The sequence below is a fragment of the Microbulbifer harenosus genome (assembly GCF_005771435.1).
Lineage (GTDB): Bacteria > Pseudomonadota > Gammaproteobacteria > Pseudomonadales > Cellvibrionaceae > Microbulbifer > Microbulbifer harenosus.
This window is the reverse complement of sequence record NZ_VANI01000011.1, coordinates 39,367-65,885: the sequence shown is the minus strand read 5'-3', so window position 1 is coordinate 65,885 and position 26,519 is coordinate 39,367. Positions and strand designations below refer to the sequence as shown.

General features: G+C 60.1%; 25 protein-coding genes and 1 other RNA gene. 8 read left to right on the top strand and 18 right to left on the bottom strand.

Features of this window, described 5'->3' with window-relative positions; translation table 11 throughout:
* Window positions 1–9 precede the first annotated feature (9 nt).
* The 6 genes from FDY93_RS11150 to mraZ form a co-directional block, all read right to left on the bottom strand.
* Complete coding sequence (locus FDY93_RS11150; protein ID WP_138235827.1) at window positions 10–1,380, bottom strand: UDP-N-acetylmuramoyl-tripeptide--D-alanyl-D-alanine ligase; 1,371 nt, start codon at window positions 1,378–1,380, stop codon at window positions 10–12.
* Window positions 1,377–2,915, bottom strand: a complete 1,539-nt coding sequence (locus FDY93_RS11145) for a UDP-N-acetylmuramoyl-L-alanyl-D-glutamate--2,6-diaminopimelate ligase (protein ID WP_138235826.1) — start codon at window positions 2,913–2,915, stop codon at window positions 1,377–1,379. Before FDY93_RS11145 ends, FDY93_RS11150 begins: the two co-directional genes overlap by 4 nt.
* On the bottom strand, window positions 2,912–4,672 hold the full coding sequence (locus FDY93_RS11140; protein ID WP_138235825.1) for a peptidoglycan D,D-transpeptidase FtsI family protein: 1,761 nt from the start codon (window positions 4,670–4,672) through the stop codon (window positions 2,912–2,914). Before FDY93_RS11140 ends, FDY93_RS11145 begins: the two co-directional genes overlap by 4 nt.
* Before the next feature lie 102 nt (window positions 4,673–4,774).
* The gene (ftsL, locus tag FDY93_RS11135) at window positions 4,775–5,050 is read right to left on the bottom strand and encodes a cell division protein FtsL (RefSeq protein WP_246068549.1); all 276 of its coding nucleotides are present in this window, start codon (window positions 5,048–5,050) and stop codon (window positions 4,775–4,777) included.
* 4 nt (window positions 5,051–5,054) lie between these two features.
* Window positions 5,055–5,981, bottom strand: a complete 927-nt coding sequence (gene rsmH / locus FDY93_RS11130; RefSeq protein WP_138235988.1) for a 16S rRNA (cytosine(1402)-N(4))-methyltransferase RsmH — start codon at window positions 5,979–5,981, stop codon at window positions 5,055–5,057.
* A gap of 62 nt (window positions 5,982–6,043) precedes the next feature.
* Window positions 6,044–6,484, bottom strand: a complete 441-nt coding sequence (mraZ, locus tag FDY93_RS11125) for a division/cell wall cluster transcriptional repressor MraZ (protein WP_138235824.1) — start codon at window positions 6,482–6,484, stop codon at window positions 6,044–6,046.
* 550 nt (window positions 6,485–7,034) lie between these two features.
* Between mraZ and FDY93_RS11120 the strand changes: the two genes are divergently transcribed.
* A complete protein-coding gene (locus FDY93_RS11120; RefSeq protein ID WP_171018964.1) occupies window positions 7,035–7,712 on the top strand; it encodes a phosphoadenosine phosphosulfate reductase domain-containing protein in 678 nt (225 codons plus the stop codon).
* 55 nt (window positions 7,713–7,767) lie between these two features.
* On the opposite strand, the gene rnpB is transcribed toward FDY93_RS11120, so the two are convergent.
* Window positions 7,768–8,146, bottom strand: an RNA gene (gene rnpB / locus FDY93_RS11115) — RNase P RNA component class A.
* A 57-nt stretch (window positions 8,147–8,203) separates the two neighbouring features.
* Window positions 8,204–9,046 (bottom strand): 16S rRNA (cytidine(1402)-2'-O)-methyltransferase, encoded by an 843-nt coding sequence (rsmI, locus tag FDY93_RS11110; protein ID WP_138235823.1) that lies wholly within the window; start codon window positions 9,044–9,046, stop codon window positions 8,204–8,206.
* Between the two features lie 35 nt (window positions 9,047–9,081).
* On the opposite strand from rsmI, the gene FDY93_RS11105 reads away from it, so the two are divergent.
* The 4 genes from FDY93_RS11105 to FDY93_RS11090 are packed head-to-tail and all read left to right on the top strand — an operon-like array spanning window position 9,082 to window position 12,638.
* Window positions 9,082–10,998: a penicillin-binding protein activator gene (locus FDY93_RS11105; RefSeq protein ID WP_138235822.1), complete on the top strand. Its 1,917-nt coding sequence runs from the start codon at window positions 9,082–9,084 to the stop codon at window positions 10,996–10,998.
* Between the two features lie 55 nt (window positions 10,999–11,053).
* Window positions 11,054–11,413: a YraN family protein gene (locus FDY93_RS11100; RefSeq protein ID WP_138235821.1), complete on the top strand. Its 360-nt coding sequence runs from the start codon at window positions 11,054–11,056 to the stop codon at window positions 11,411–11,413.
* Between the two features lie 28 nt (window positions 11,414–11,441).
* Entirely contained in the window at window positions 11,442–12,035 is a 594-nt protein-coding gene (locus tag FDY93_RS11095; protein ID WP_138235820.1) for an SIS domain-containing protein, read from the top strand.
* 3 nt (window positions 12,036–12,038) lie between these two features.
* Window positions 12,039–12,638, top strand: a complete 600-nt coding sequence (locus FDY93_RS11090) for a BON domain-containing protein (RefSeq protein WP_138235819.1) — start codon at window positions 12,039–12,041, stop codon at window positions 12,636–12,638.
* A gap of 80 nt (window positions 12,639–12,718) precedes the next feature.
* On the opposite strand, the gene FDY93_RS11085 is transcribed toward FDY93_RS11090, so the two are convergent.
* On the bottom strand, window positions 12,719–13,897 hold the full coding sequence (locus tag FDY93_RS11085; protein ID WP_281282510.1) for an acetyl-CoA C-acyltransferase: 1,179 nt from the start codon (window positions 13,895–13,897) through the stop codon (window positions 12,719–12,721).
* A 330-nt stretch (window positions 13,898–14,227) separates the two neighbouring features.
* Between FDY93_RS11085 and FDY93_RS11080 the strand changes: the two genes are divergently transcribed.
* Together FDY93_RS11080 and FDY93_RS11075 are read left to right on the top strand one after the other, a co-directional pair.
* A complete protein-coding gene (locus tag FDY93_RS11080) occupies window positions 14,228–14,824 on the top strand; it encodes a LemA family protein (RefSeq protein ID WP_138235986.1) in 597 nt (198 codons plus the stop codon).
* Between the two features lie 14 nt (window positions 14,825–14,838).
* The gene (locus FDY93_RS11075; RefSeq protein WP_138235817.1) at window positions 14,839–16,848 is read left to right on the top strand and encodes a M48 family metallopeptidase; all 2,010 of its coding nucleotides are present in this window, start codon (window positions 14,839–14,841) and stop codon (window positions 16,846–16,848) included.
* Between the two features lie 117 nt (window positions 16,849–16,965).
* On the opposite strand, the gene FDY93_RS11070 is transcribed toward FDY93_RS11075, so the two are convergent.
* The 8 genes from FDY93_RS11070 to zapE form a co-directional block, all read right to left on the bottom strand.
* Window positions 16,966–17,580, bottom strand: a complete 615-nt coding sequence (locus FDY93_RS11070; protein ID WP_138235816.1) for a Yip1 family protein — start codon at window positions 17,578–17,580, stop codon at window positions 16,966–16,968.
* 198 nt (window positions 17,581–17,778) lie between these two features.
* Entirely contained in the window at window positions 17,779–18,171 is a 393-nt protein-coding gene (locus FDY93_RS11065; protein ID WP_138235985.1) for a ClpXP protease specificity-enhancing factor, read from the bottom strand.
* 23 nt (window positions 18,172–18,194) lie between these two features.
* Window positions 18,195–18,824: a glutathione S-transferase N-terminal domain-containing protein gene (locus FDY93_RS11060; RefSeq protein WP_138235815.1), complete on the bottom strand. Its 630-nt coding sequence runs from the start codon at window positions 18,822–18,824 to the stop codon at window positions 18,195–18,197.
* Window positions 18,825–18,946: 122 nt separating this feature from the next.
* On the bottom strand, window positions 18,947–21,148 hold the full coding sequence (locus tag FDY93_RS11055) for a ubiquinol-cytochrome c reductase (RefSeq protein ID WP_138235814.1): 2,202 nt from the start codon (window positions 21,146–21,148) through the stop codon (window positions 18,947–18,949).
* The gene (gene petA, locus FDY93_RS11050) at window positions 21,145–21,744 is read right to left on the bottom strand and encodes a ubiquinol-cytochrome c reductase iron-sulfur subunit (protein WP_138235813.1); all 600 of its coding nucleotides are present in this window, start codon (window positions 21,742–21,744) and stop codon (window positions 21,145–21,147) included. The genes FDY93_RS11055 and petA overlap by 4 nt, the downstream gene beginning before the upstream one ends.
* A 514-nt stretch (window positions 21,745–22,258) precedes the next feature.
* Entirely contained in the window at window positions 22,259–22,651 is a 393-nt protein-coding gene (gene rpsI, locus FDY93_RS11045; RefSeq protein ID WP_138235812.1) for a 30S ribosomal protein S9, read from the bottom strand.
* A gap of 15 nt (window positions 22,652–22,666) precedes the next feature.
* The gene (rplM, locus tag FDY93_RS11040) at window positions 22,667–23,095 is read right to left on the bottom strand and encodes a 50S ribosomal protein L13 (protein WP_138235811.1); all 429 of its coding nucleotides are present in this window, start codon (window positions 23,093–23,095) and stop codon (window positions 22,667–22,669) included.
* A gap of 123 nt (window positions 23,096–23,218) precedes the next feature.
* Window positions 23,219–24,358: a cell division protein ZapE gene (zapE, locus tag FDY93_RS11035; protein ID WP_138235810.1), complete on the bottom strand. Its 1,140-nt coding sequence runs from the start codon at window positions 24,356–24,358 to the stop codon at window positions 23,219–23,221.
* Window positions 24,359–24,613: 255 nt separating this feature from the next.
* Here zapE and FDY93_RS11030 point away from each other — a divergent pair, with 255 nt between their 5' ends.
* Entirely contained in the window at window positions 24,614–25,066 is a 453-nt protein-coding gene (locus FDY93_RS11030) for a Z-ring associated ZapG family protein (protein ID WP_138235809.1), read from the top strand.
* 100 nt (window positions 25,067–25,166) lie between these two features.
* Here the strand turns inward: FDY93_RS11030 and sat are convergent, their stop codons facing one another.
* Window positions 25,167–26,357 (bottom strand): sulfate adenylyltransferase, encoded by a 1,191-nt coding sequence (gene sat / locus FDY93_RS11025; protein ID WP_205828019.1) that lies wholly within the window; start codon window positions 26,355–26,357, stop codon window positions 25,167–25,169.
* Window positions 26,358–26,519: the final 162 nt, after the last annotated feature.

Below are 26,519 nucleotides of genomic sequence, written 5' to 3'. Positions count from 1 at the left end.
GATTACCTTTTATTGATTCCCGTTGGTGAGTGCCTGCACGACCAGCTCCATGCGCGCACTGCGGGAACCTTTCACCAGCACAGTGGTGTTCCCATCCAGTTCCGGCGCCAGTGCCTGGATCAGGGCCTCGCGCTCGGAAAAATTCTTTTGAACGTGTTGCCGACCCGCGGCAAATTCAATACTCGCCGCGGCACTCAGAGTGCCGAGGGTAAACAGTTGATCGATGCCCCGCTCCCGCGCCAGCCGGCCCATATCGCGGTGCGCCTTGTCCGCCTCTGGCCCCAGCTCCGCCATATCGCCCAGCACCAGAATCTTCTTGCCATCGCGCTGCGCCAGCAGTTCGATGGCAGCGCTGACAGAGCCCGGATTGGCGTTGTAGCTGTCGTCGATCACCGTCGCGCCGCGTTTACCTATGACTGACTGCATGCGACCACCAACGCCCGAAAGCGCGCTGAGTCCTGTGGCAATTTCCGCAACCGGCATTCCCGCCGCATAGGCACAGCCGGCGGCAACCAGTGCGTTGTGCACGTTGTGCTCGCCGAGCAGTTGCAGCTGCACCGGGTGGCTTACGCCTTCCACCACCAGATCGAAGGACGCGCAGCCCAATGCGTCTATTACAATGTTGTCCGCATGCACGGCGCACTGGTGACCTAAGCCCACTTCCAGGGTGCGCACGCCTTCCGGCATTTCGCCGCGCCAGTAATCTGCGTAGTTGTCGTCCGCATTCAGCACCGCAATGGCACCGGGCTCGAGGCTGGTGTAGATCTGCCCCTTGGCGGTGGCAATGCCATCCACTGAGCCAAAGCCCTCCACATGTGCTGGCATCACGTTGTTGACCGCGGTAATTCCCGGCCTGGCGATGCCGCACAGGTAGCCGATTTCATTCGGCCCGCTCGCACCCATTTCCACGATCAGCACCTGGTGTTCCGGCGCGAGGGAAAACAGGGTCATGGGCACCCCGAAATGGTTGTTCAGGTTGCCGCGGGTCACACATACCCGGTGGTTCTGGCCGAAAATCGACGCCAGCATTTCTTTCACCGTGGTCTTGCCACAGGAGCCGGTAATGCCGATCACCGGACCGTTAAATTGTTCGCGACACAGACGGCCGATCTGCCCCAGGGCAATGGTGGTGTCAGCCACCAGCCACTGCGGCAGGGACGAGCCCTCAATCACTTTTTCCGTCACCACGCCCAGCGCATTGCCGTCGATGTCAGCAAGAAAATCGTGCGCATCGAAAGTTTCCCCCCGCAGCGCCACAAACAGCGCGCCCGGGTCCAGCTTGCGGGTGTCGGTACACACGGCGGTAAACGACACCGAGCCGTTAATCAGCTCACCGCCGAAACGCTGCAGTAATTGCTGCAGGGAAATGGGGGCGATCATGGGCGGCTGGCCTCCACCTCTCCGGCGGCGCGCTGCGCCAATGCGGCGGCGGCCTGCTCACGATCGCAGAAATGCAGTTTTTCACCCGCGATCAACTGGTAGTCCTCGTGGCCCTTGCCGGCAATCAGCACGGTGTCACCGGCGGTGGCCTGGCTGATGGCGTAGCGGATGGCCTCGGCGCGATCCACATTTACCACGCAGCGAACACCATCCACGCCACCGTCGATACCCTCGACAATGCCGTCGATAATGGACTGCGGATTTTCGCTGCGGGGGTTGTCACTGGTAACAACCACGTGGTCGGCCAGCTCCGCGGCAATGCGCCCCATGGGAGCGCGTTTACCGGTATCCCGGTCGCCGCCGCAGCCGAACACACACCACAACTTACCGCGACAGTATGGACGCGCCGCCTCCAGCGCTGCGCGCAGGGCATCCGGCGTATGTGCGTAGTCCACCAGCACACTGACCTCATCGGCATTGCCGCTGGAGACCCGCTCCATGCGCCCCGGCACCGGTTGGATATGCGGAAAGGCCGCAAGGATATCCGCCAGCGGCATTCCCGCCGCCGCAGCAGCCGCCACTACCGCGAGTGCGTTGTGGATATTAAAGTCACCGATCAATGGCGCATGCAGTTCACCTTCCCCCCACGGAGTAATCAGGTGTACCGAGAAGCCGCTGTCGAGGCGCTTCAGATTGCGCACCTGCACATCGCCCGCTTGCAGACCGTAGGTAATCACTTTCAGGCCGCGCAACTTGCAGCGCTCCACCATCTGCGCGCCGAAGGGGTCATCGACATTGATGACACCGCGCTTCAGTTTTGGCAGTCCGAACAGCTTTTCCTTAGCGGCGCCATAGGCGGCCATATTGCCGTGATAGTCCAAATGGTCGCGGGTGAGATTGGTAAATACGGCGGTATCGAATACCAGCCCGTGCACCCGCCCCTGTGACAGGGAGTGAGAGGATACTTCCATCGCCGCGGCGCGCGCTCCCTGGGCGTAGAAGGCCGCGTAGTCCGCTTGCAGTCGCACCGGATCGGGGGTGGTCAGCCCGGTTTCCTCAAGATGGATTGCACCGTCTTTCCACACGCCGTTGCCAATGGTGCCCATCACCGCAGCGCTGCCAAAATGGCGTGCCAGCAGCTGAGAGGTGAGGAAAGCACAGGTGGATTTACCGTTGGTGCCGGTCACACCCACCAGGTACATGGACTCGGTGGGATGCTGGTAAAAACGCGCGGCAATTTCGCCTACCCGCGCGGCGAGCCCGGGCACGGTCATCACCTGGATACCGCCGCGCTCCTCGGCGCCGAGGATTTCGCCGTCGGCGAGCACCGCGGCGGCGCCCCGCGCAATGGCGGCGTCGATGTACTCGCGGCCGTCGACCTGGGTGCCGCGCAGCGCCATAAAGACATCACCCGCCTTGACCTGACGGCTGTCGAGAGCCACGCCAGTGACTTCGATATTGGGAATGCCTGCGTAGCCCGGCAACAGAGCGGACAGGGTAGCGGTGCGATTTTGCGTGGAATTGCGCTGGGTCACGACGTTGTACCTCTCTCGTCGAGCTGCGTCGCCAGCTGTTGTTCAGCGGGCACAATTTCTGCCGGCGGCACCTGCAGGAGGCGCATGGCACCGGTCATTACTTTTCCGAACACCGGCGCGGCAACCTCGCCACCGGAGTATTTGACGGTACTGGGCTCCTCTATCACCACGACCGCCGCCAGGCGCGGGTTCTCGGCGGGTGCAAACCCGGCAAACACCGAGCGATAGCGGCTGTCGGCATAGCCTTCGCTGCCCACCTTGTGCACGGTGCCGGTTTTACCCGCCACCCGGTAGCCTTCCACCGCGGCGCGCTTGCCGGTACCGACAGAACTGATCACGGTCTCCAGCATGGTCGTCACCTGGCGCGCCAGTTTCGGCTCCACCACGCGATCCGCCTCGGCAGCCTTTTTACCCGGTTCCATAATGAGTGAAACCGGGCGTTTGAGCCCGGCGTTGGCAACCACACTGTAGGCCTGGGCCAGCTGCACAGCATTCACTGTCAAACCGTAGCCGAAGGCAAAGTTGGCCAACTCAATGGGATGCCAGCGTGTGCGGCTGGGCAGTATCCCCGGGGCCTCCCCGGGGAATCCGGTGCCAACCGCTTCTCCGAGCCCCATGCGGTAAAAAAGTTCACGCAGGGTTTCCGGTTCCAGATCCATCGCCACCTTGGTGATACCCACCTGACTGGACTTGGTGATCACTCTGGTCAGGTCGATCGTGCCGTAGTTCACCGGGTCCAGTAGGGTTTTGCCCGGCAGGCGGATATAGCCCGGACTGGTGTTGATCGGTGTGTGCGGCTGGTAGCGCCCGCTCTCCAGCGCCGCCAGCGCGGTCAGGGGCTTGACGGTGGACCCCGGCTCAAACTGGTCGATCAGCGCGCGATTGCGCATCGCCGCAGCTTTTACTCCCTGGCGATTGTTGGGGTTAAAGGAAGGCTGATTAGCCATCGCCAACACGTCACCACTGCGAGTGTCCAAAATCACCATATAACCAGCAGCGGCACCGTTCTCAGCCACCGCCTTCTTTAGCTCCCTATAGGCCAGGTACTGCAGGCGCATGTCGATGGTGAGCTGCAGGTCGCGCCCGGGGCGCGCCTCCTGCTTCACTGCCAAATCCTGCACGGTGCGCCCTTTGAGATCTTTCACTACCTGACGCTTGCCCGGCTCGCCGGCAAGGGACTGCTCATAGGCGAGTTCGAGCCCTTCCTGACCGCGATCGTCAATATTAGTAAAGCCCAGCAACTGGGCGGTGACCTCACCGGCGGGATAAAAACGGCGGTACTCCTTCTTGCTGTAAACGCCGGCCAGATCCAGAGCCAGCACCTTGTGCGCCTGCTCCGGCGTCATATGGCGCTGCAGGTACATGAACCCCTTGTTGCGGTACTTCTCCAGGCGCTTGGCGAGACTGGCCGCCGGTACACCCAGGGCAGCGGCCAGGGCGCGCAGTTGAGACTCGGACGCTTCTTTCAGCAGTTGCGGGTTGGCCCAGATGGTCTGAACCGGGGTGCTGACGGCCAGCAGCTCGCCGTTGCGATCAACAATGGAACCGCGGTAGGCGGCGATTTCTTCCGTTCGGATGGTGCGGGCGCGCCCCTGGTCCTGCAGGAAGCGGAAACCCTTGTCCTGTTCCGGCAGCACCTGCAGGCCGGCCAGGTGCACAACCAGCGCCACAGCGAGCAGGCACAGCAAACCGGCCACCAGCGCGAAGCGCCAGCGGGCAATACCCGGCTGCGGTTGCTGCTTTTTCACTGCGCCCATGGCAGATCCCTTTCCCTACCCTGCTGTTATCGGTTTGGCACCCCGCTGCGCGGTGGTACCTTATGTTTTTGTCGCGTTCGTCTTTGTCCATCAATCCCGGCATCAGCGCCCAGAGCGCACCAATATCCGTTCGCCGGGCGTCGGCGCGCGCATGTCCAACCGCTCCCGCGCCACCTGCTCAATACGGCTGTAGGCGGACCAGGCGCCGCGCTCCAGCAGCAGGCGCTCCTGCTCGTAACGCAATTCATCGCGGTATCGCTGAGCCTGCTCCAACTGCGCGGTCAGCGCTCGACTCTGCTGGGTGGTGTGCACCACGCCAAGAGACGACAGCATCACCAGCCCCCACAGACACACCAACAGCCAACGGTTTCCGCGCACTGGACTACCCCAGCCGCTCGGCGATGCGCATAACGGCACTGCGGGAGCGCACGTTCTCACCCACTTCCTGCGCTTCGGCCTTGACTGCCTTGCTCACGGATCGCAGGGTCCGTTGGATCTGACGGTCCATTACCGGCAGCCCGCGGGGCAACTGCGGCCCCTTCTCCTGCTCGCGAATAAACCGCTTCACCATACGATCCTCCAGCGAGTGGAAGCTGATCACTACCAGACGACCGCCCGGCTTGAGCAGCGCCAGCGATTTCGCCAGCGCCTGCTGCAGGTCTTCCAGCTCCCCATTCACGTGAATCCGGATTGCCTGGAACACGCGCGTGGCCGGGTGCTTCCCCTTTTCCCAGGCGGGGTTCGCCGCCTTGACCACTTCCGCCAGATCCAGGGTGCGCACAAATGGCTTCTCCGCCCGGCGCCGCACGATGGCGCCCGCTATGCGTCGGGCAAAACGCTCTTCACCATACTCCTTGAACACCCGCGCCAACTCTGCCTCGGATTCACTGTTCACCCAGTCCGCGGCACTGATGCCGCGACTGGTGTCCATACGCATGTCCAGCGGGCCGTCCTGCATAAAGCTGAAACCGCGCTCAGGCTGATCCAGCTGCGGCGAGGACACGCCGAGGTCCAGCAGAATACCCGACACCCGGCCCGCCATATCTCCTGCAGCCAGGTCCATATCCGCAAACGACCCGTGCCAGATCTCAAAGCGCGACTCCCCGTGAAAGCGGCTGCGGGCAAACTCAACCGCCTGCGGGTCTTTGTCTATAGCCAACAGATGGCCGCCGCTCCCGAGCAGCTCCAACACAAGCGCGCTGTGGCCGCCACGGCCAAACGTGCCATCGATATAAAAGCCGTCGGGGTCCACCACCAGGGCGTCCACAGCCTCGCGTAACAACACACTGCGATGCAGTTCCTGGGACACCCGGCGCCCTCCTGTGATTGTCAAAAATTCATTCCTGGCCTGCCGCCCCTGACACAAATCAGTTACAGGGACAGTGAAACCATTTCCTCCGGCATATCGCCGTCGCCCTCATCGTCGAGCCACGACATCCAGCGGTCCTCGCTCCAGAGTTCCAGCTTCTTGCCCTGCCCAACCAACATCAACTTCTTCTCGAGCCCCGCGTATTCGCGCAGGGTTGGCGGAATCAACACCCGCCCGTTGGCGTCCACCTGCAGTTCGCAGGCGTAGCCGATCAGCAGTCGCTGGGCGCGGCGCGCCACCTTGTTGAAGCTGGGGAGCGCCTCGATTTTCGGTAAAATTTCGCGCCACTGAGGTTCAGGATAGACGAGCAGGCAACGCTCTTCCGTATGCGCCGTCACCACCAGACGGCCGCCGCAATCTTCCAGCAGCGAGTCCCTGACTCGCGCCGGAATGGCCAGACGCCCCTTGGCGTCCATGTTGATTGCGTGACTTCCCAGATACATGGATCGGGTCTTCGGTTTCCCTGACAGTGTTTTGTTGCGCGGAGTGAAACCTGCTTGCTTTGCCCTGGCGGTAGGTGATTATCCACTCACAACCACATCTAACCCACCAAGACCCACAATTTTCCACTTTTCCCCACTCCGAACACTATAAATCTGAGCGGCGTAAAGTCAAGGAAATACACCGCGCAAGAGAGGAAAAAGCCCAGTAATTTCGCGGGCTGCAGGCGGAGTGTTCACATTTCACACAGCAGCAGCCGCGGGCAACTGCACAGCAAAGCAAGCACTTACTTTGGCAAGCTGACAAGTTACTTTAACTTTGTAAGGAAGCCCGCTGGCGGGCAAAGGGTTTAGGAAAGGTGAGTGGATACTCAGGAGCACCACCGCAATCCGACACCCAACGCGGACAAAGCGCGACACCCCAGGGCGCTCCTCACACTGCCTCACGAGCCACATAGAACGATGAGACATATAAAAATCAGCTTTTATTATTTTTAATGGAGTTAAAGTCGCTGTAGCTTTGCGCTATCCGACAATCAGCAGGAAACCGGCCATGGGCTTTTCAGCAGGACTGAGCACACAGACACCCCTCTCCCGCACCTTCCACCACGGGGCGGATCTGGATGCGCTCAACCAGCGTTTCAACACCAGCAAGCCCAGTGAAATCATCCAGTTCACTGTTGCCGAGGCGGAAAACCCGGTGGTGTTTACCAACTTCCGGCCACTGGCCGTGGCGTTCCTGCACCTGGTAACACAGGCCAGACCCGACATACCGGTCATCTGGGTAGACCACGGGTACAACACGCCGGAGACCTACCGCCATATCGAGAAGGTCATCAAGCTGCTGGATCTGAACCTGCACACCTACTCACCGAAAATGTCCGCCGCCCACTACAACGCGGTCTACGGCGGTATTCCTCCCCTGGATACCCCGGAGCACGACTTTTTCTCCCGCACCGTGAAACTCGAGCCCTTTAACCGCGCCATGCAGGAACTGAAGCCGGATGTGTGGCTGAACGGTATCCGCCACGACCAGAACGCCCACCGCAAGGGCCTCGACGTGTTCACCAAGGGCAATCACGGCACCATTCGCGTGGCACCGATGTTCCACTTAAAGGAAATCGATGTGGAGGAATACGTCTACGAGAACGACCTGCCGGACAACGATGTGTACTTCGACCCGACCAAGGGTGAAGAGCACCGGGAGTGTGGATTGCTGCTGCAAAAGTAAGCGCTTGACTGGAGGAAGGCCGGCAACCGCGACGCGGCTGCCGGCCATCTGGAAGTAGGTGAGTCAACCGATAAGCCGGGTTCTGTCGAGGACAATCATTCATCTGGGATGTGTGTCACCACACACCTCAAGCGACCTACCCGCCCTCAGTGCGGGTCACACCTATAGAGGGCCTATTTGGTCTTGCTCCGAACGGGGTTTACCGTGCCACGAACTGTTACCAGTCGCGCGGTGCGCTCTTACCGCACCCTTTCACCCTTACCTGTACTCCCCCAAACCGAAATTCAGGGAAGCCATCGGCGGTCTGCTCTCTGTTGCACTTTCCGTAGGCTCGCGCCCCCCAGGCGTTACCTGGCGCCCCACCCTATGGAGCCCGGACTTTCCTCCACCACACCACCCGAAAGCGGCACGACAGCGATTGTCTGGCTGACTCGGCGCGAAGGTTAATGAGCGCTGACCACAGATGCAAGCACTAAAACCGGCGCCAAACCCTACTTCTGCTCCAGCGACCAGTTATACAACAACTTCTTGTTTACCCCGGTAATCTCCGCCGCCACCGCCGCCGCGCGCTTGGGGGGCAGCTCAGCTAACAGCAGCTTCATCACCCGCTCCGATTCCGCATCCAGTTCGGCAGCTTTGGTAGCATCCGCCCCCCTTACCAGCAGGACAATCTCGCCCCGCTGCTGGTTGCTGTCGGCGCGCACCCACTCCACCAGCTCCGCCAGCGGCAGCAGCTGAATGGTCTCGAATGCCTTGGTGAGCTCGCGGGCAATCACCGCCTCGCGGGTATCACCGAAGATCTGGCGCATGGCCTCGAGTGTGTCCAGCACCCGATGCGGGGCTTCGTAAAACACCATGGTGCGGGTCTCACCCGCCAGTGACTGCAAGGCCTTTTCCCGCGCCAGCGGCTTGGCGGGCAGAAAACCCTCAAAGGTAAAGCGGTCACTGGGCAGGCCGGCGGCGGACAGCGCCGCGACGAAAGCGCAGGGCCCGGGAATGGGCACAACAGCAAAGCCGCGCTCGCGCGCTTCCCGCACCAGGCGATAACCGGGATCAGATATCAACGGAGTGCCGGCGTCCGAAATGAGGGCCACCACCTGCCCCTGTTCCAGACGCTCGAGAATCTTCGCAGTGCGCTGGTCGTCCGAGTGGTCGTGGTACGCCACCAGCGGAGTATCGATGGAAAAGTGCGAAAAAAGTCTCTGACTGTGACGGGTGTCCTCCGCGGCCACCAGATCCGCGGATTGTAGAACTTCAACGGCTCGCGGTACCATATCCGCCAAATTGCCAATGGGCGTCGCGACGATATAAAGCACCGCTTTATCCAGCCCCATAGTTCACTCCAGAATAAGTTTTGTGGGAGAAGAATATGTCCGCCCTGCACCGGCGCATCCCCTTCATCATTCATAGTCTCGCCGCCGGCGCCCTGGCGCTGTCCGTGGCCGGCTGCCAGACACCCAGCAGCGAGCGCAACGCGCAGATCCCGAACGATAGCGGCAATATCGCTACCGCAAACCGACAGAACGCCATACGCCTACTCAACAGTGCGCGCGAGCTGCCGTCGCCGGCAAAGGACCAGGCGCAGCTGCAGGCGGCCGCCATTCTATACACTCTGGGCGATAACGCGACGGCCCGGCAAGCGGCCAGCGCCATCGACGCGGAGCAATTGACGGACGCCGAGTATGCCCGCTACGCCCATGTCTACGGCAGCGCACTGGCGGCGGACGACGAATTTTTCACAGCACTCGACCTGATCAGCGCCCCGCGACTGGAGCAGGCCTGGTACCAGATCCCCGCGGAAGTCGCATTGCCGCTACGCAACCTGCGCGCGGACTTGTGGAACCTGATGGGCGACATCGACAGCGGTATCGCCGAGCGCCAGCGCATCGCCACCCTGGCGCGGGAAGACGACGCCATCCGCCGCAACAACGACGGCCTGTGGCAACTGCTGACCCAGCTGCCCTCCAGTGAGCTGCGCCACCGCGCGGACGACTCCCTCGACTCAAAAATGCGCGCCTGGTACCAGCTCGCGCTGCTCGGCCGCGACACTCAGGCAGACATCAGTACCCAGCTCACCGCGCTCAGCCGCTGGCGCCAGCAGTGGCCCGGACACACCGCGGTCAGCCACCCGCCCCAGGCCCTGCAGCTGCTCGAGCATTTGGCGTCCCAACGCGCACAGAATGTCGCCCTGTTGCTGCCGCTGTCGGGCCCGCTGGGCTCTGCCGGCCGCGCCATTCGCGACGGATTCATGGCGGCCTACTACAGCGCGCTGGACGCCGGCGCACCCACGCCACAGGTGCAGGTCTACAACACCGGCACCGAGCAGCCGTTTGACGAGATCTACCAGACCGCCATCAACAATGGCGCCCAGGCCATTGTCGGCCCGCTGGACAAGGACAAGGTGGCCAATCTGCTGGCCACGGAAAAACTGCCGGTTCCCACCCTGGCGCTGAACTATGCCGGAGACTGGGGTGACTCAGCCCGCCTCACCGATGATCTGGTGCAATTCGGCCTGGCCATTGAGGACGAGGCTCGCCAGGTTGCACAGCAGGCCTACCGCCTGGGTCACCGCCAGGCGATGATCCTGGCTCCCGAGTCCAGCTGGGGGCAACGCGGCCTCGAGGCATTTACCGAAGAGTGGAACAGTCTCGGCGGCACCATCAGTATTAGCCGCAATTACACCGACAACAGCAATTTTTCCCAGTTGGTGAGCGACGCGCTGCTGATTCCGGAGAGTAAAAATCGCGAAGCGGAGTTGCGCCGCAAGCTCGCCGCCCCACTCAAATTCACACCTCGCCGCCGCGGCGATGTAGATATGCTGTTCGTGCTGGCCCAGCCGCAGCAGGCGCGCCAGATAAAACCCATGCTGTCTTTCTTCTACGCTGGTGCACTGCCGGTGTTTTCCACCTCGCAAGTATTTGCCGGCAATGTGGACCCGCAGCGCGACCGCGATATCAACGGGGTGCGCTTCACCGCGCTACCGTGGCTGTTTGAAGACGACAACCAGACCAAGCGCAACATCGTGAAACGGGCAAACCCGTCACCGGCCTTCGCGCGCCTGTACGCACTGGGTGCCGATGCCTTTCGTCTCTATCCGCGCCTGCCGATGCTGCGTCAGTTCCCCAACCAGCGAGTGTATGGGCTCACCGGCTCGCTCAGTCTGGCAGCCGATGGGCGCATAGTGCGCGAGCAGATCTGGGCGAAAATCGACGACGGCAAGCCGGTACCAATCACTACGTCTGCAAGCGGAACCCCCATCTCCGATAGCAGCGCGCGCATTGATTGATCGCAGCGGGAAATGACATAACAGTAGACGCAACAATCCATAGAAAGGGAATTTCATGGATACCACGAGTATTGGAAACCAGATGGAAGCGCTGGCGGAGAGGCACCTTGCCGGAGCCGGCCTGCGCATCGTCGAACGGAATTTTCGCGGTCGCTTTGGCGAAATAGACCTTATCGCCCGCGACGGCACCACGCTGGTGTTTGTAGAAGTGCGTTTCCGGCGCAACCGCAGTTTTGGCGGCGCCGGTGTATCCGTTGACTATCGCAAGCAGAAGAAACTGCTCGCCACCGCCAGCGGCTACCTGCAGTATCGCCGTCTCGACTGCCCCTGCCGGTTTGATGTGATCAGCATCGAACAGGATAAAATCGCCGGCACACTGAATATCGACTGGATTAAAAATGCCTTCGGGCAATAGGCTTACCCAAAAGGAAACCACAGAAACGATGGAACAGCGCGTTGTAACCCTGTTTCACCGCAGCATTGAAGCCACCATGAATGCCGGTGAACTTTTGGCACCTTTGATTGCCGAAGCCAGCGAAATGATCGTGCACACGCTGCTCGCTGAAAACAAACTACTGATCTGTGGTAATGGGCTCAGCGGCGCGCTCGCGCAGAGTTTCTCTGCGCAGCTGATGGGCGGATTCGAGCGCGAGCGCCCCGGGCTGCCAGCGTTGGCCCTGAATGGCGACGCCATCACCACTGGCACCGTGGCCCGCAATCACGGCCGCGCCGAATCCTATGCGCGCCAGGTTCGCGCACTCGGCCATCCCGGTGACCTGCTGGTGATCCTCAGCACCGACGGCCGCGACTCCAACCTGGTGCAAGCAATTCGCGCTGCTCACGATCGCGATATGGGCGTACTCGCACTGACCGGTGGTGAGGGCGAGGGAGACTGCACGGCACTACTGGATGTGCACGATATTGAGCTGCATGTGCCTTCCGAGGTTCCCTCCGAGGTACATCAGGTACATATGCTCACCCTGTTCTGCCTGTGCGATCTCATCGACAGCAGCCTGTTTGGTGGATACGAGGACTGAACCATGCAATCAACGACAGGAACCAAAATTTTCAACCCGCTCAAGCTCGCCGTCGCCGCGTGCGTAATTTCTGCGCTCGCCGGCTGCGCCACGGTGCTGGATGCCACCCACGACGGCCCGATACAACCGGATCCGGGTGAGCGGACCTTCGGCACCTATATTGACGACCAGCGGCTGGAAACCATCACCAAAGTGAACATCGGAAAAGCGCATCCGGACCTGAAAGCCGCAAATATCGATGTAGTGGCATTTAACGGGGTGGTGCTGCTCACCGGTCAGGTATCCAGCAATGAACTGCGCGATCTCGCCGGGCGCACCGCACAGCAAGTGCACACGGTGCGCCAGGTCTACAACGAGATTCAGGTACGCGGCTCCACCTCCATGCTCGCACGCACCAGCGACGCGTGGCTGACCACCAAGGTCAAGAGCGTATTGATGGCAGATAAGGAAGTCGACAGCGGGCGTATCAAGGTGGTCACAGAAAATGGTGTGGTCTACCTGATGGGACTGCTTACCCGGCAGGAAGCGGAGAACGCCGCGGAAGTGGCACGCACGGTGGGCGGCGTGCAGAAAGTGGTGAAGGCCGTGGAGTATATCGACTAGATTGATCATCCACGCCACCAACAAAAAACGGAGGCTGCAGCCTCCGTTTTTTGTTGGTGTTCCCTAGCGAAAAGAACAGATCAGGGACGTTCGATCGCGACTGCCGTCGCCTCACCACCGCCGATACACAGGCTCGCAACACCTTTTTTCAGATCGCGGTTTTCGAGTGCCGCCAGCAGTGTGACGATCACCCGCGCACCGCTGGCACCCAGAGGATGTCCGAGCGCGCAGGCCCCGCCATTCACATTGACCTTGTCGCGGGGCAGATCCAGCTCCTTCATCGCCGCCATGGTGACCACGGCAAAGGCCTCGTTGATTTCAAACAGGTCCACATCACTCGCCTGCCAGCCGACCTTCTTCAGCAGGCTGGCCATGGCGGACACCGGCGCGGTGGTAAACCACTCCGGCGCATGCGCAAACTGGCTCTGACCGCGCAGTACCGCCAGTATTTTCAAGCCGCGCGCCTTGGCCTCACTCTCACGCATTAGCACCAGTGCCGCGGCACCGTCGGAAATGGAACTGGCATTGGCAGCCGTCACCGTGCCGTCCTTGCGAAAGGCGGGACGCAGTTGCGGGATTTTTTCCGGGCGCGCATTGCCTGGTCCCTCGTCCACGGTTACTTCCACCTCTCCACCGCGGCCGCACACGGTCACCGCAGCGATCTCCCGCTTGAAGGCTCCGGTCTCAATCGCGGTATTGGCCCGCGCCAGGGATTCCAGGGCAAAATTGTCCTGCTCTTCGCGGGTGAAGCTGTACTTGTCCGCGGTGCACTCGGCAAAATTGCCCATCAACTGGCCGTCGTAGGCGTTTTCCAGTCCGTCGGTAAACATGTGATCCAGCACTTCGCCGTGGCCCAGACGCATGCCGCCGCGGGCCTTTGGCAACAGGTAGGGCGCGTTGCTCATACTTTCCATACCCCCGGCCACGATCACTTTGGCGTCACCGGCGAGCAGTGCGTCGCGGGCCATCATTACGGTTTTCATGCCTGAGCCGCACACCTTGTTGACGGTGGTCGTGGGTGTGCCCTCAGGAATACCGGCTCCCAGTGCCGCCTGGCGCGCCGGCGCCTGGCCGAGACCCGCGGGCAGGACACACCCCATCAGCACTTCATCTACATCCACCGGCGCCACAGCAGCATCGGCGAGGGCGGCGCGGATGGCAACAGCTCCGAGCTCCGGTGCACTCAAACCAGATAGCGCACCCTGCATCGCGCCCAGAGGGGTACGGGAAAGACCGACAATGACCACCGGATCTTTAATTTGCTCACTCATGCTGAATCCTCTCCAGTTGTAACGGAATTCGCCGCCTCAGGCTGACCGGTATTGCGATGATTGTTTATTTTGCGGTGGATTATACCTCACACTCCGGCAATCAATACCATCCACCCTTCGTTGTAGTCGCCATGTGCCAGGCGAAAAACGCCATGCTCCAGAACGATTGCCACTGCGCCCCGAGGCGATAGCCGCCATGTTAGTATCTGCCGCAATTGCCGGATGAACCCATCCGGCCCAATCGCCCTGACCGATCGCAACAGCTTCATCCGCAACAGCACAACTGCACAACTGCACAACCAAAGAGAGTGCGCATTTATGGATATTTCGACCATTGTCTGGCTGGTAGTTCTCGCTGCACTGGTGTTCTACGTCATCAGCATCTACAACCGCCTGGTTTCCCTCAAGAACCGCTACGAGAACGCCTTTGCGCAAATCGAAGTGCAGCTGAAGCGCCGCTATGATCTGATTCCCAATCTGGTGGAATCCGCCAAGAGCTATCTTAAGCACGAGCGGGAAACCCTCGAAGCGGTGATCAGTGCGCGCAATTCGGCTCTCGCCGGCCTGAAGACAGCCGCCAACAATCCCGGCTCCGCCGCCGCCATCGCCGACCTGGGCAATGCCGAAAGCCTGCTCACCAGCGCTCTCGGCCGCCTGAACGTGGTGATGGAAGCCTACCCGGACCTGAAGGCCAACCAGACTATCCAGCAGATGATGGAAGAACTGACCAGCACCGAGAACAAGGTGGCCTTCGCGCGACAGGCATTCAACGATGGCGTCACCGCCTACAACATCTACCGCCAGAGCTTCCCGCCGGTGTTTTTTGCCGGCTTCTTTGGCCATCGTGAGAACGGCAAGCTGCTGGAGTTCGCGGACTCAGAGGCGTTTCAGGCCGCGCCCCGAGTGCAGTTCTGATCTGACGCCCGCCCATGAACTTCTTTGAATATCAGGACAAGGCGCGCCGCAACACCACTCTGCTGGTGGCGCTGTTTGCCGCAGCGGTACTCGCGCTTATCGCCATTACCACGGTGTTCTTCGCCTTTATCAGCCGCGCCTCCGGCTCAGCGGGACCGGAAAGCAGTCTCACCGGGATGCTCGCGGCACTGGGGTGGGATACCGTTGCCGGGATTGCCATCGCCATTACAGCGGTCATCGCGCTCGCCAGTTTTTACCGGCTGCACCAACTGGCCGCCGGCGGCCGCGCTGTAGCGGAGTCGCTCGGCGGGCGCAAGATCAACGTCGCCCCGCGGGATCTGGCGGAGCAGCGCGCACTGAATGTGGTGGAGGAAATGGCGCTCGCCTCCGGTACCCCGGTACCGGAGGTGTATGTACTCGACGACGACGCCATCAATGCGTTCGCCGCCGGCTACCAGCCGTCAGACGCGGTGATCGGCCTTACCCGAGGCAGTATTGAACAGTTGAGCCGCGACGAACTGCAGGGCGTAGTCGCCCACGAATTCAGCCATATATTCAACGGTGACATGCGCCTCAATATCCGCATCGTCGGCCTGCTGCACGGTATTCTGATTATCGGTCTGATAGGTAGCTGGCTGCTGCGCGGCGGTTACTGGGGCAGCGGCCGCGACAGCCGCGGTCGCGCGGCGTTATTCGGCGTGGGTGTCGGACTCGTCGCCATCGGTTACACCGGCACCTTTTTCGGCAATCTGATCAAGTCGGCAGTAAGCCGCCAGCGGGAATATCTGGCCGATGCCTCAGCGGTGCAGTTTACCCGCAGCAATCAGGGCATCGCCGGCGCACTGAAAAAGATTGGCAGTCGCCAGCAGGGCTCGCACCTGCGCGCCGTTAACGCCAGCGAATTCAGCCATATGTATTTCGCCAGCGGTATGAAACACTCCTTCCTCGGCCTGTTTGCCACTCACCCGCCACTCGCCGAGCGTATCGGCCGCCTGGACCCCCAGTGGAAAGGCTGGGACTACCCCGCTACAGAAACAACCGGAGATTCGCACAGCGAACAGATCTCCGGAATCCACTCAGCGAACATTCAGCCAGCCGCCGCGGCGGCAGGACACCCCTCCCCCGATTCCGCCCCCGGCAGCCAGTACCGCGCGCGCCTCGGCCGGGTTCTGACGGCGGTGGACAACAATGTGGCACAACCATCCGCCGCGCAGGTGACGCTGGGCAGCGTACTGCTGGCGCAAATTCCGGCAGACCTGAAAGCCGCCGCGCACGACCCTTTCGCGGCGCGCGCCCTTGTCTATGGGCTCTTGATGGCGCCCAGCCAGTTTACGCTGCAGCGCGCGGTACTGGAGAAGTCTGCACATCCGGCGGTGTTGCGCGAGTTCGACCGGTTGCAGCCGTCGCTCGCACCATTGCCCGCGACCAGTCGACTGCCACTCCTGGATCTGTGTGTGCCCGCGCTCAAGGCACTGGCACCGCAGCAGTACCAGATCTTCAAACGCAACCTGATCAAACTGCTGCGCGCCGATGGCAGAGTGGAGATCTGGGAATGGGCCTTGTACCGGGTGCTGATCCACGGCCTGGAGGCCAATCCGGACCAGCAGCGCAAAACGACCGCGGGCAGCCGCGACAGTGCGCGGACGGACGCCCAGCGTTTCTTGCTGGCGGCCATGGCGCATGCTGGAAATACCGACTACCTGAGCGCCAAACGCGCCTACGAGGCGGGGCTCAAAACGCTGGCACAGACTCCGGTGCCACTGCCCGCGGCAGGGGATATCAACCTGCAACGACTGGACAAAGCCCTCGCCATCGCCCGCGACACCGCACCGCTGAAAAAACCGGTATTGCTGAAGGCGCTCGCCACCACACTGGCGCACGACGGCGAAATTCGCGCACAGGAAATCGAGCTGCTGCGAGCCATCGCCGACTGCCTCGATTGCCCTATGCCACCACTGGTCGACATCCCTGCTTCAACGCTGCAGCATGACGAGCGCAGCATCTGTGCGGCGGCGACCTCCTGATCCGGGCGCCCGGTATATGGCAGATCAAGAGTAGAATGGTGAAAGCAACAAAGCCGGCATACCGCCGGCTTTGTTGCAGAAGACCTATAAGATTGCGCAAGGAGCCCTTTTTCTCTCCTAGTGCTGATACACAGGCCCGACACCCATGCTCCAGATGATCACAGAGCAGATCATTATGGTAACCAATCCCACCAGGCCGATGGTCAGCACTGCACTGGCGTACAAGAAGGCCCGCTCCTTACTCATGTTCATCAGGATGGGAATGCCCTCGTACAACAGGTAGACCGAGTAAAGCGCCGCCAGCCCCATCACCGCAACCACCAGCCAGAGATGGGGATAGAACAGCACAATGCCCGCCAGCAGTACTGGAGTGGTGACGAACACAGCGAGCGCGGTGCCCTCATAGTGACGCGTGGGTTCATCGCCCTCCACACCATAGGCCTTAGCCATCCAGTTGATGAACTCACCCACCAGGTAAATTCCGATCAGAAGTGCCAGATAAGTAATTACCGCCAGCGCAGCGGCACTTGCCGGTGTCAGTTTCGCTACATGCCCACCGAGCTCAAACCCTACCCGGGTGACGCCGATATACCCGGCGACAGCGGGAATCAGTGCGAGAATCGGCACATGGCTCAGGAATACCTGGACGAATGAATGCTTATCGGCACGAATGGCGCGCCATTCCCTGTCCGGATTGGTGAATATACCGATGGTGTGGCTGAGTAATTTCACAAGGGTCCCTCCTGCGTACAGCTTGCTTGCAGTATCGGAAGACCGAAGCCAATTCACCAATCAATAACAGGAATACGGCGTCAAATTTTCCGCCACTTGGGGGCAGCAACCCCCGAGACTGCCGCAGAATACCCGGTATCTGCGTCGTTTAGACAAAAAAAAGGGTCCGTATCAACGGACCCTTTTTAATACTTTGGGTTACTTGACCACCCGCAGAGACGGCTTTTTCGCCGGTTTCTTGAATGTGGCCGGCGGTGTGGGTTCCGGCGGTTCCGGAGTTTCCTCCGGTTCAAACACCATACCCTGGCCATTTTCCCGCGCGTAGATACCCACGATTGCCCCCACAGGCACCTGGATATCCGTCGGTACACCACCGAAGCGGGCATTGAAGCGGATGGCGTAGTTATCCATCGTCAATCCCATCACCGCACTTTCAGAGACATTCAGGACAATCTGTCCATCCTCATTGACATGCTGCTGGGGAACCAGCACTCCCTTCAGGTGGGTGTCCACCAGAAGATAGGGGGTGCATTTGTTATCGGTGATCCACTCGTAAAACGCCCGCAGCAGATAGGGGCGGTTGGATGTCATCGGCAGCTTGTTCAATCAGCACCTCAGGAGCGCATTTCGCGCTCGAATTCGGTCAGACTCTGCTGGAAGGCATCGCGGGCGAAGAGGCGATCCATGTAATCCAGCAACGGCTTGGCCTGTTTGGTTTTCGGCAGCGCGATTTCCAACTGGTCCAAACGCCACAACAGCGGCGCCATGCAGCAATCCACCAGAGAAAACTCTTCATTGAAGAAGTACGGCAGGTCGGTAAACATCGGCGCGATACCCACGAGACTGTCGCGCAGCTCTTTACGCGCGGACGCCACATCCTTGCCGCCAGCCAGAATCTTGTCTACCAGCGGCACCCAGTCGCGCTCGATACGGTACATGATCTGGCGGCTCTGGGCGCGAGCCACTGGATACACAGGCAGCAGCGGCGGATGCGGGAAGCGTTCGTCCAGGTACTCCATCATCACCTTGGTTTCGAACAGCACCAGCTCGCGGTCCACCAGGGTGGGCAGAGAATTGTAGGGATTGAGCTCAGCCAATTCCGCCGGCTTGTCTTCGGGGTCGACATCAACGATGTCTACGGTTACACCTTTCTCGGCGAGAACGATACGCACCCGGTGGCTGAAATGACAACGACCATCGGAAAAGAAAGTCATTGAGGAGCGCTTGTTGGTCGGCACACCCATTGTGGAACTACCTCGGTCTACTGGTCGAAATTCCGACCATCATTCTTAAACGGAAAACGGGCGGCGGGCCTGATGCCGGAAACCGGCGGCCCACCACCCGGAAAAATCAATCTGGCAATCGCTCAGTGATGAATATCTTTCCAGTACTCGCGATTCAGCAGCCAGGCAAAGATAAAGAATACAAGGATGAACGCCAGGACATAGAAACCGATGCGTTTGCGGGTTTCCGCCATAGGCTCCGCGACGTACTCCATGAAGTTGACCAGATCGTAGACCGCCTGATCATACTCTTCGCCACTCATGGAACCCTTGACCTTGTTGACCTGCAGGCTGCCGCAGTTGGCGTCCATGATGGGGTTGCCCATCTCGTCACGCACAACCCTGCCGTGGTCGCGTTTCGGACCAGGCGCACATTCCGGCAGTCCCTGCAGCTCCATCAGCACATGGGGCATCCCCACATTCGGGAATACCTTGTTGTTCACACCGGTAGGGCGATTGTCATCCTTGTAAAAGCTACGCAGATAAGTGTAAAGCCATTCCGGAGAGCGCGCGCGGGCCACCAGAGTGAGATCCGGCGGAGTGGCGCCGAACCATACCTTGGAATCTTCGGGCTGCATGGAGATCTGCATCAGGTCGCCGATCTTGTCGTCGCCCAGCACCAGGTTCTGCATCATCAGCTCACTGGGAATGTCCAGATCGGTGGCAACGCGCTCCCAACGGGAGAAGTTGGCACTGTGGCAACCCATACAATAGTTGACGAAGTATTTGGCCCCGCGCTGCAGCGACGGCTTGTCATTCAAATCAATATTGATGTGGTCCAGCTCAACGGAGCTCTCCGCACCCACCGCTTTGATGGGCACGAATGCCAGCAACATTACCGCAATGATGCCGCCAAACAGCAGGATGAAGGACTTGCTGCCAGAGGGGCTGGTGACACGATCCGGCACCGGATGTACCACGTCGCGGCTGGTGAGCCATGGCAGTGCTGCGAAGAAAGCCGCAAACACCAATGACAGCACACACACGAACAGGCTGGCTTTCCAGTTTACTACCGCCATCCACAGGAACATGAAACCGAACGCACCGCTGACGATCCAGGAAGCCATTCCCTTGCGGGTAGTGGGGTTAGTCCAGATCGGCATGGTAACGAAGAAGGCGAAGTAGAACAGGGTTGCGACCTGCGCCAGGAAGTTACGTCCCGGAGTTGGTGACTTCACACCCAGGTAACCCAGGATGATGAACACCGCAGCGAACACCAGCAACAGCAGTTTCGGCAGAACACCCTTGTAGCGGATCGACTTCACCGGGCTCTTGTCGAGCCAGGGCAGCACAAACAGGATCGCAATCGCCGCACCCATGGCCACCAGGCCGAGGAATTTTGCGGTCAGCGGGCCGATATCCATGGTCACTGCGCGCAGCACCGCGTAGAACGGCGTGAAGTACCACACCGGAGCAATATGCGGCGGGGTCTTCAGCGGGTTGGCCTCTTCAAAGTTGGCGTATTCTAGGAAGAAACCGCCCATTTCCGGGAAGAAGAACACCACCACACAGAAGGCGAACAGGAAGACAGCCACACCGACCAGGTCGTGTACGGTGTAATAAGGATGGAAGGGAACGCCGTCCAGCGGGATGCCGTTGGCATCCTTGTTCTTCTTGATCTCGATACCGTCGGGGTTGTTGGAGCCCACTTCGTGCAGTGCCAGAATGTGGAGCACAACCAGCAGTACCAGAACCAGCGGCAGCGCGATCACGTGCAGCGAGAAGAAGCGCGTCAGGGTAATACCGGAGATCAGGTAGTCACCGCGAATCCACTGCACAAGATCCTCGCCGATGGCCGGGATGGCACCGAACAGGGAAACGATCACCTGAGCACCCCAGTACGACATCTGGCCCCAGGGCAGCACGTAGCCCATGAAGGCTTCCGCCATCAGCACCAGATAGATACACATACCGAAAATCCACACCAGCTCGCGCGGCGGCTTGTAGGAGCCGTACATCAGACCGCGGAACATATGCAGATACACCACCACAAAGAAGGCGGAGGCACCGGTGGAGTGCAGGTAGCGGATGATCCACCCCATTTCCACATCGCGCATGATGTATTCAACAGAGGCGAAGGCACCCTCGGCAGAAGGGTTGTAGCTCATGACCAACCAGATACCGGTCAGCAGCTGGTTCACCAGGACCAGCATCGAGAGCACACCGAAGAAATACCAGAGGTTGAAGTTTTTGGGCGCGTAGTACTTGCCCATGTGGGTATCCCACGCGCGGTAGATCGGCAGGCGCTGATCAACCCAATCCCCCAAAGCGGTTAACCAGTTCATGCGGCGCCCTCCTGATCCACACCAATTACGATGACTTCGTCACTTTCATAGGAATACGGCGGCACATCCAGGTTGGTGGGTGCAGGCACACCCTTGAACACACGCCCGGCCATATCGTATTTGGAGCCGTGGCAAGGACAGAAAAAACCGCCCAGCCACTCACTGCCACCCAGGTCGGCAGCGCCCACTTCCGGACGGAACATCGGCGCACAGCCAAGGTGGGTACACAGACCTACCAGTACCAGCGTCTGGGGCTTGATGGCACGGTTTTCAGGATTCACGTAAGGAGGCTGGTTGGACTCGGTGGATTCCGGGTCGCGCAGCAGCGGAGCGACTTTGGCGAGGTTATCCAGCGTTTCCTGGGTGCGGCGCACCACATAAACCGGCTTGCCACGCCACTCGACCGTGACCATCTGGCCCGGCTCCAGTTTGCTGATATTGTATTTGACTGGCGCGCCAGCGGCCTTGGCCTTGGCACTCGGATTCCAGGAGGCGACAAAAGGTACTGCGACCCCGACCGCACCTGCAGCACCCACAACAGAGGTAGCAGCGGTCAGAAATCGACGACGCCCCACATTTACACCGTCATCACTCATGACGTAGTTCTCCCATCACAGCGCCCCGCCTGACCTACACGAACGTAAGCCCGAAGCTGACTGGCCCAAACCCAAAAAAAATCCGGAAAATCTCTGCAATAAATCCACACGGCCAGTTACGGTGCTTCAGGGTAATCCGCATTTGACAGCGACGGTGCAGCCCAATGGTTCGAGAAAACGATCCGAGACCAGAGAGAACAGAGCACCCGTACAGCGGCAATTGGCTCACCACTGCAAAATCAGAGACTTAAAACAGAAACTCCCCTACAACTGGCCCGCCTGCTTGGCCTTAGAACAAAGTGGCCAAACCCCAAGTGCAAGCGGATATAAATTCGCGCAATGTTAAAGAAAATGCCAAACCGATACAAGGTGAAACCCGGGGCGAACGCCCGCGACCCCGCAGCGAACTGGCGGCATTTTATACAGAACGTGCGCCGGCGCTTGAGCGCCGAAAGAGTCGCATACAAAAAAAAGCCCGGCAGTTGCCGGGCCAAAAAAACACAAAAATATCTGCTTAACGCTTGGAGAACTGCGGCTTTTTACGCGCTTTGCGCAGGCCGACCTTCTTCCGCTCAACGGCACGAGCATCGCGAGTTACGAAGCCAGCTGCGCGCAGCGGCTGACGCAGGGACTCGTCGTACTGCATCAGAGCGCGGGTCAGGCCGTGACGGATAGCACCCGCCTGACCAAAGGAACCACCGCCCTTCACTGTGACATTGATGTCAAATTTTTCGACCATATCGACCATTTCCAGCGGCTGACGCACGATCATGCGAGCCACTTCGCGGCCGAAATATTCGTCCAGAGTGCGACCGTTAACGCTGATGTTACCTTGCCCCTGCTGAATGAATACACGAGCAGTGGAGGTCTTGCGGCGGCCGGTACCGTAGTATTGAGTAGTTGCCATGAGAATGCTTTCCGTTTAGATCGACAGTTCAATCGGCTGCTGGGCCGCATGAGGATGTTCGCTACCCTTGTACACCTTCAATTTCTTGAACATGGCGCGACCCAGAGGGCCTTTCGGGAGCATGCCTTTCACCGCACTCTGAATAGTGCGCTCAGGCGCCTTGTCGATCAGCTTCTCAAAGCTGATGGATTTCAGACCACCCGGGTAACCGGAGTGATGATGATAAATCTTGTCTTTGGCCTTGCTGCCGGTCACGCGGACCTTCTCGGCATTGATGACTACGATGTAGTCGCCGGTGTCCACGTGGGGCGTGTATTCAGGCTTGTGCTTGCCGCGCAGGCGGTGAGCGATCTCGGCGGAAATACGGCCGAGAGTCTTGTCCGCAGCGTCAACAATGTACCAGTCGCGAGTGACCGCTTCCGGCTTGGCACTGTAAGTCTTCATGTTATAAAACACCTGTATATGGTCCCCGAATGGGGCCCGTCCCACGAAAAGAGCGCGAATACTACATAAGCGCCCGGGGCTTTTCAAGCACAAAGTTGCGCAACTTGTGACCAGCCCAACGCCCTATTCCGGGCGGTGTGCCCGCGCCAGATACTCCCGCGACTGCATCTCCTGCAGGCGGCTCACGGTGCGTTCAAATTCGAACCGCAGGTGTCGCCCCCCGTACAGGGATTCCACCGGCACCTCGGCGGAAATCACCAGTTTGACGCAGCGGTCGTAAAACTCGTCGACCAGATTGATGAAGCGGCGCGCCTGACTCTCCATGCGCTCGTCAAAACGCGGTACATCGGCCAGCAGCACCGTATGGAATTCCCGCGCCAGCTCGATGTAGTCATTCTGCGAGCGCGGCCCATCGCAGAGCTCGCTGAATCCGAACCAGGCCACATCGTCGGCCACCCGCACCGCCACGATGGGGCGCCCCTCAACATCGAGCTTTACCTTTTCTCGCACCTCACACCCTTCAACAATCAGGCTGTGGAAGGAGCACGCGAGACTCGCATCGGCCTCCGCTCCCAGTGGATAGTGGTAGAGCTCCGCCATTTCCAGCGCGCGCAGCCGGTAATCCACACCGTTGTCGACATTGACCACCTTGGTGTGCTCCAGCAGCAAATCAATCGCCGGCAGGAAGCGCGCCCTCTGCAGTCCATCCTTATATAGACCCTGCGGTACGATGTTCGAGGTGACCACCAGGGTGACGCCGCGCTCGAACAGCGCCTGCAGCAAATTGGCCATGATCATGGCATCGGTGATGTCCGACACAAAGAATTCGTCAAAACACAGAACCCGCGCGCGATCCGCTATCCGGTCTGCCACCTTTTCCAGCGGATTTTTCTCTCCGGCCAGGGTTTTCAACTGCCGGTGCACATCGCGCATAAACCGGTGAAAGTGGGTGCGCTGTTTCTGCTCAAAGGGCAAGGACTCAAAAAAAGCGTCCATCAGATAAGTTTTGCCGCGCCCGACTCCCCCCCAGAAGTAAAGCCCCTGCTCCGGGCGGCGCCCGCGCCGCCACACCCGGCGCAGACTGCCGAGCAAACTGCCAGCTCGCCGTTCGGCCGCCATCAACCGCACATAAAGATCCTGCAGCTCGACCACAGCGGCCTTCTGCGCCGGGTCCGCCACAAAGTCGGGGCGCTGCAAATCGCGCTGATAGCGCTCCAGCGGCGTAAGTCGTGCGGGGGCGGACAGGTTCTGTTCCGTGACCATCAATTCGAAACCATTCAAAAAAACAATCGGGGGCGACATTGCCAGGGGATGGATACAATCCGCTGCCGCGGGCTGCACCTCGGGAATTCAGGTGGGTGATTCCGGATTCGCCGGCACAACACCGGCCGGCGCGCACTTTACCAAATCCGTCGCGACTTGGCACAAACCGGATCGCGGCGCGGCGGCGGGAATTGCGTATAATAGGGGCACTGTCATGGACGGCCGGTGCCACTTTCAATTTGAGGAGATAGTAACGTGCACTCAACTTCGGTATTAATTCTGGTCGGCGTACTCGGCCTGGCCCTGGGCGCCCTGCTCGCGTTTTTCGCCACCCGCGGCCGTCAGAACATCGACCGCACCCAGGAGCTGGAACTGCGCCTGAAGGAAGCCAACACCAGACTGGAGGACTTCCAGCAGCAGGTGAATGAACACTTTGACCAGACCGCCCAACTGGTCAACAACCTGACCCAAAGCTACAAGGAAGTGCACGAGCACCTCGCCACCAGCGCCATGCGCCTGTCCAATCAGGACATCGGGCGCCAGATGCTGGAAGCCGGCAGCGGTAACCTCAGCGACAACGACGAGCACCTCAGCGTACTCCCTCCGCGCGACTGGGCCCCAACCAAAGGCGCTCTCTCCGAAGATTACGGCATCGAAAAGGAAGCGCAGGCGCCGTCACCCGCACCGGTAAATGCGATCAACCGCTGACCCAGGCCGGCGCCACACATTGAAGTGTGTCCGGCGGCAAATCCGAGGCACAAAAAAGGCGGGGAATCCCGCCTTTTTTGTGCTCGCCGACCCTGGCCATTTACAGACTCTGATAGTAGTCCATCAGGATCTGGGCCACTTCCGGGCGCGAGAACTCAGGGGGCGGTGCGATACCGTTGCCCAGCAGCTCGCGTACCTTGGTGCCGGACAGCAGGATGAAGTCATCCTTGGTGTGATCCGGGACATCGCGCATCATCACAACACGGTTGAGTTTCTTGGAGTAGGCGGTGTGGTCCGCGCGGAAAATTTCGATTTCCAGCGCACCTTCCGGCACCTTCTCATCGAAGATAGTCTGCGCGTCGAAGGCACCGTAGTAGTCACCCACCCCGGCGTGGTCGCGACCAACGATGAGGTGACTGCAGCCACAGTTCTGACGGAACACCGCGTGCAGCACGGCTTCGCGCGGTCCCGCGTACAGCATGTCGAAACCGTAACCGGTCACCATCACGGTATTTTTCGGGAAGTACTCTTCCACCATTTTGCGAATGGCCGCATCGCGCACGTGCGCGGGGATGTCGCCGGCTTTCAGCTTGCCCAGCAGCATGTGAATCAGCACACCATCAGCGCCGACCGCGTCCAGTGCCATTTTGCACAGCTCCTCGTGGGCGCGGTGCATGGGGTTGCGGGTCTGGAAAGCCACCACCTTGCTCCAGCCGTGTTCGACGAACTCGTTGCGGATTTCCACGGCGGTGCGGAAGGTGTCGGGGAAATCCGACTGGAAGTAGCTGAAGTTCAGCACCTCAATGGGACCGGAGATCAGCTGACGACCAGCAGCCTTGAAGGTCGCCACGCCCGGATGGGCGTCGTCCAGGGTACCGAACACGTGTTCGGCAATAGTGTTCACCTGTTCATCGCTCACGGTTTCGATGGCTTCCACATCCATCACCGCAATCACCGGATTGCCCTCGACATTGGGGTCGCGCAGAGCGATACGCTTGGCGCCGGCAACCGCGGAGGCATCTTCCACCATATTCACCACCGGCACCGGCCAGAATAGGCCGTCAACAGTGCGCAGGGTTTCCGCCACACTCAGGGTATCCGCCAGGTTCATATAACCGTGCAGCGGGTTGAAATAGCCGGCGCCCAGCATCACTGCATTCGCCGCGGCCGCAGAGCTGATGACGATGGATGGCAGAGACTCCGCCTCGTGAATCAGCTGATGGTGACGCTCGCTATCGTAAACGAAACGGGGCTGCAGCTCGACACTGCCATGTGGGCGAACCAGTGACATAGTAACTCCTGAGATATAGGGATTCAGACCAAAATTTCGAGCGCCACATTATACGGATTCCACCACCCGCACCAAGCACCGACCGCCATGAGCCTTAGAACTCTTGATAAGGCAGCCGAAGGCAAAGGGACATAAAGCACGTATAATGGCCACAAACCAAGG

Excerpts from the sequence above, each read along its gene's own strand:
- rplM (WP_138235811.1), bottom strand. The coding sequence starts at position 23,095 with ATGAAGACTTACAGTGCCAAGCCGGAAGCGGTCACTCGCGACTGGTAC.
- mraZ (WP_138235824.1), bottom strand. The coding sequence starts at position 6,484 with ATGTATCTGGGAAGTCACGCAATCAACATGGACGCCAAGGGGCGTCTG.
- petA (WP_138235813.1), bottom strand. The coding sequence starts at position 21,744 with ATGAGTGATGACGGTGTAAATGTGGGGCGTCGTCGATTTCTGACCGCT.
- FDY93_RS11140 (WP_138235825.1), bottom strand. The coding sequence starts at position 4,672 with ATGGGCGCAGTGAAAAAGCAGCAACCGCAGCCGGGTATTGCCCGCTGG.
- rpsI (WP_138235812.1), bottom strand. The coding sequence starts at position 22,651 with ATGGCAACTACTCAATACTACGGTACCGGCCGCCGCAAGACCTCCACT.
- FDY93_RS11100 (WP_138235821.1), top strand. The coding sequence starts at position 11,054 with ATGGATACCACGAGTATTGGAAACCAGATGGAAGCGCTGGCGGAGAGG.
- FDY93_RS11090 (WP_138235819.1), top strand. The coding sequence starts at position 12,039 with ATGCAATCAACGACAGGAACCAAAATTTTCAACCCGCTCAAGCTCGCC.
- FDY93_RS11105 (WP_138235822.1), top strand. The coding sequence starts at position 9,082 with ATGTCCGCCCTGCACCGGCGCATCCCCTTCATCATTCATAGTCTCGCC.
- zapE (WP_138235810.1), bottom strand. The coding sequence starts at position 24,358 with ATGGTCACGGAACAGAACCTGTCCGCCCCCGCACGACTTACGCCGCTG.
- FDY93_RS11080 (WP_138235986.1), top strand. The coding sequence starts at position 14,228 with ATGGATATTTCGACCATTGTCTGGCTGGTAGTTCTCGCTGCACTGGTG.
- FDY93_RS11075 (WP_138235817.1), top strand. The coding sequence starts at position 14,839 with ATGAACTTCTTTGAATATCAGGACAAGGCGCGCCGCAACACCACTCTG.
- FDY93_RS11120 (WP_171018964.1), top strand. The coding sequence starts at position 7,035 with ATGGGCTTTTCAGCAGGACTGAGCACACAGACACCCCTCTCCCGCACC.
- FDY93_RS11065 (WP_138235985.1), bottom strand. The coding sequence starts at position 18,171 with ATGACATCCAACCGCCCCTATCTGCTGCGGGCGTTTTACGAGTGGATC.
- FDY93_RS11150 (WP_138235827.1), bottom strand. The coding sequence starts at position 1,380 with ATGATCGCCCCCATTTCCCTGCAGCAATTACTGCAGCGTTTCGGCGGT.
- rsmI (WP_138235823.1), bottom strand. The coding sequence starts at position 9,046 with ATGGGGCTGGATAAAGCGGTGCTTTATATCGTCGCGACGCCCATTGGC.
- FDY93_RS11095 (WP_138235820.1), top strand. The coding sequence starts at position 11,442 with ATGGAACAGCGCGTTGTAACCCTGTTTCACCGCAGCATTGAAGCCACC.
- FDY93_RS11060 (WP_138235815.1), bottom strand. The coding sequence starts at position 18,824 with ATGGGTGTGCCGACCAACAAGCGCTCCTCAATGACTTTCTTTTCCGAT.
- FDY93_RS11055 (WP_138235814.1), bottom strand. The coding sequence starts at position 21,148 with ATGAACTGGTTAACCGCTTTGGGGGATTGGGTTGATCAGCGCCTGCCG.
- sat (WP_205828019.1), bottom strand. The coding sequence starts at position 26,357 with ATGTCACTGGTTCGCCCACATGGCAGTGTCGAGCTGCAGCCCCGTTTC.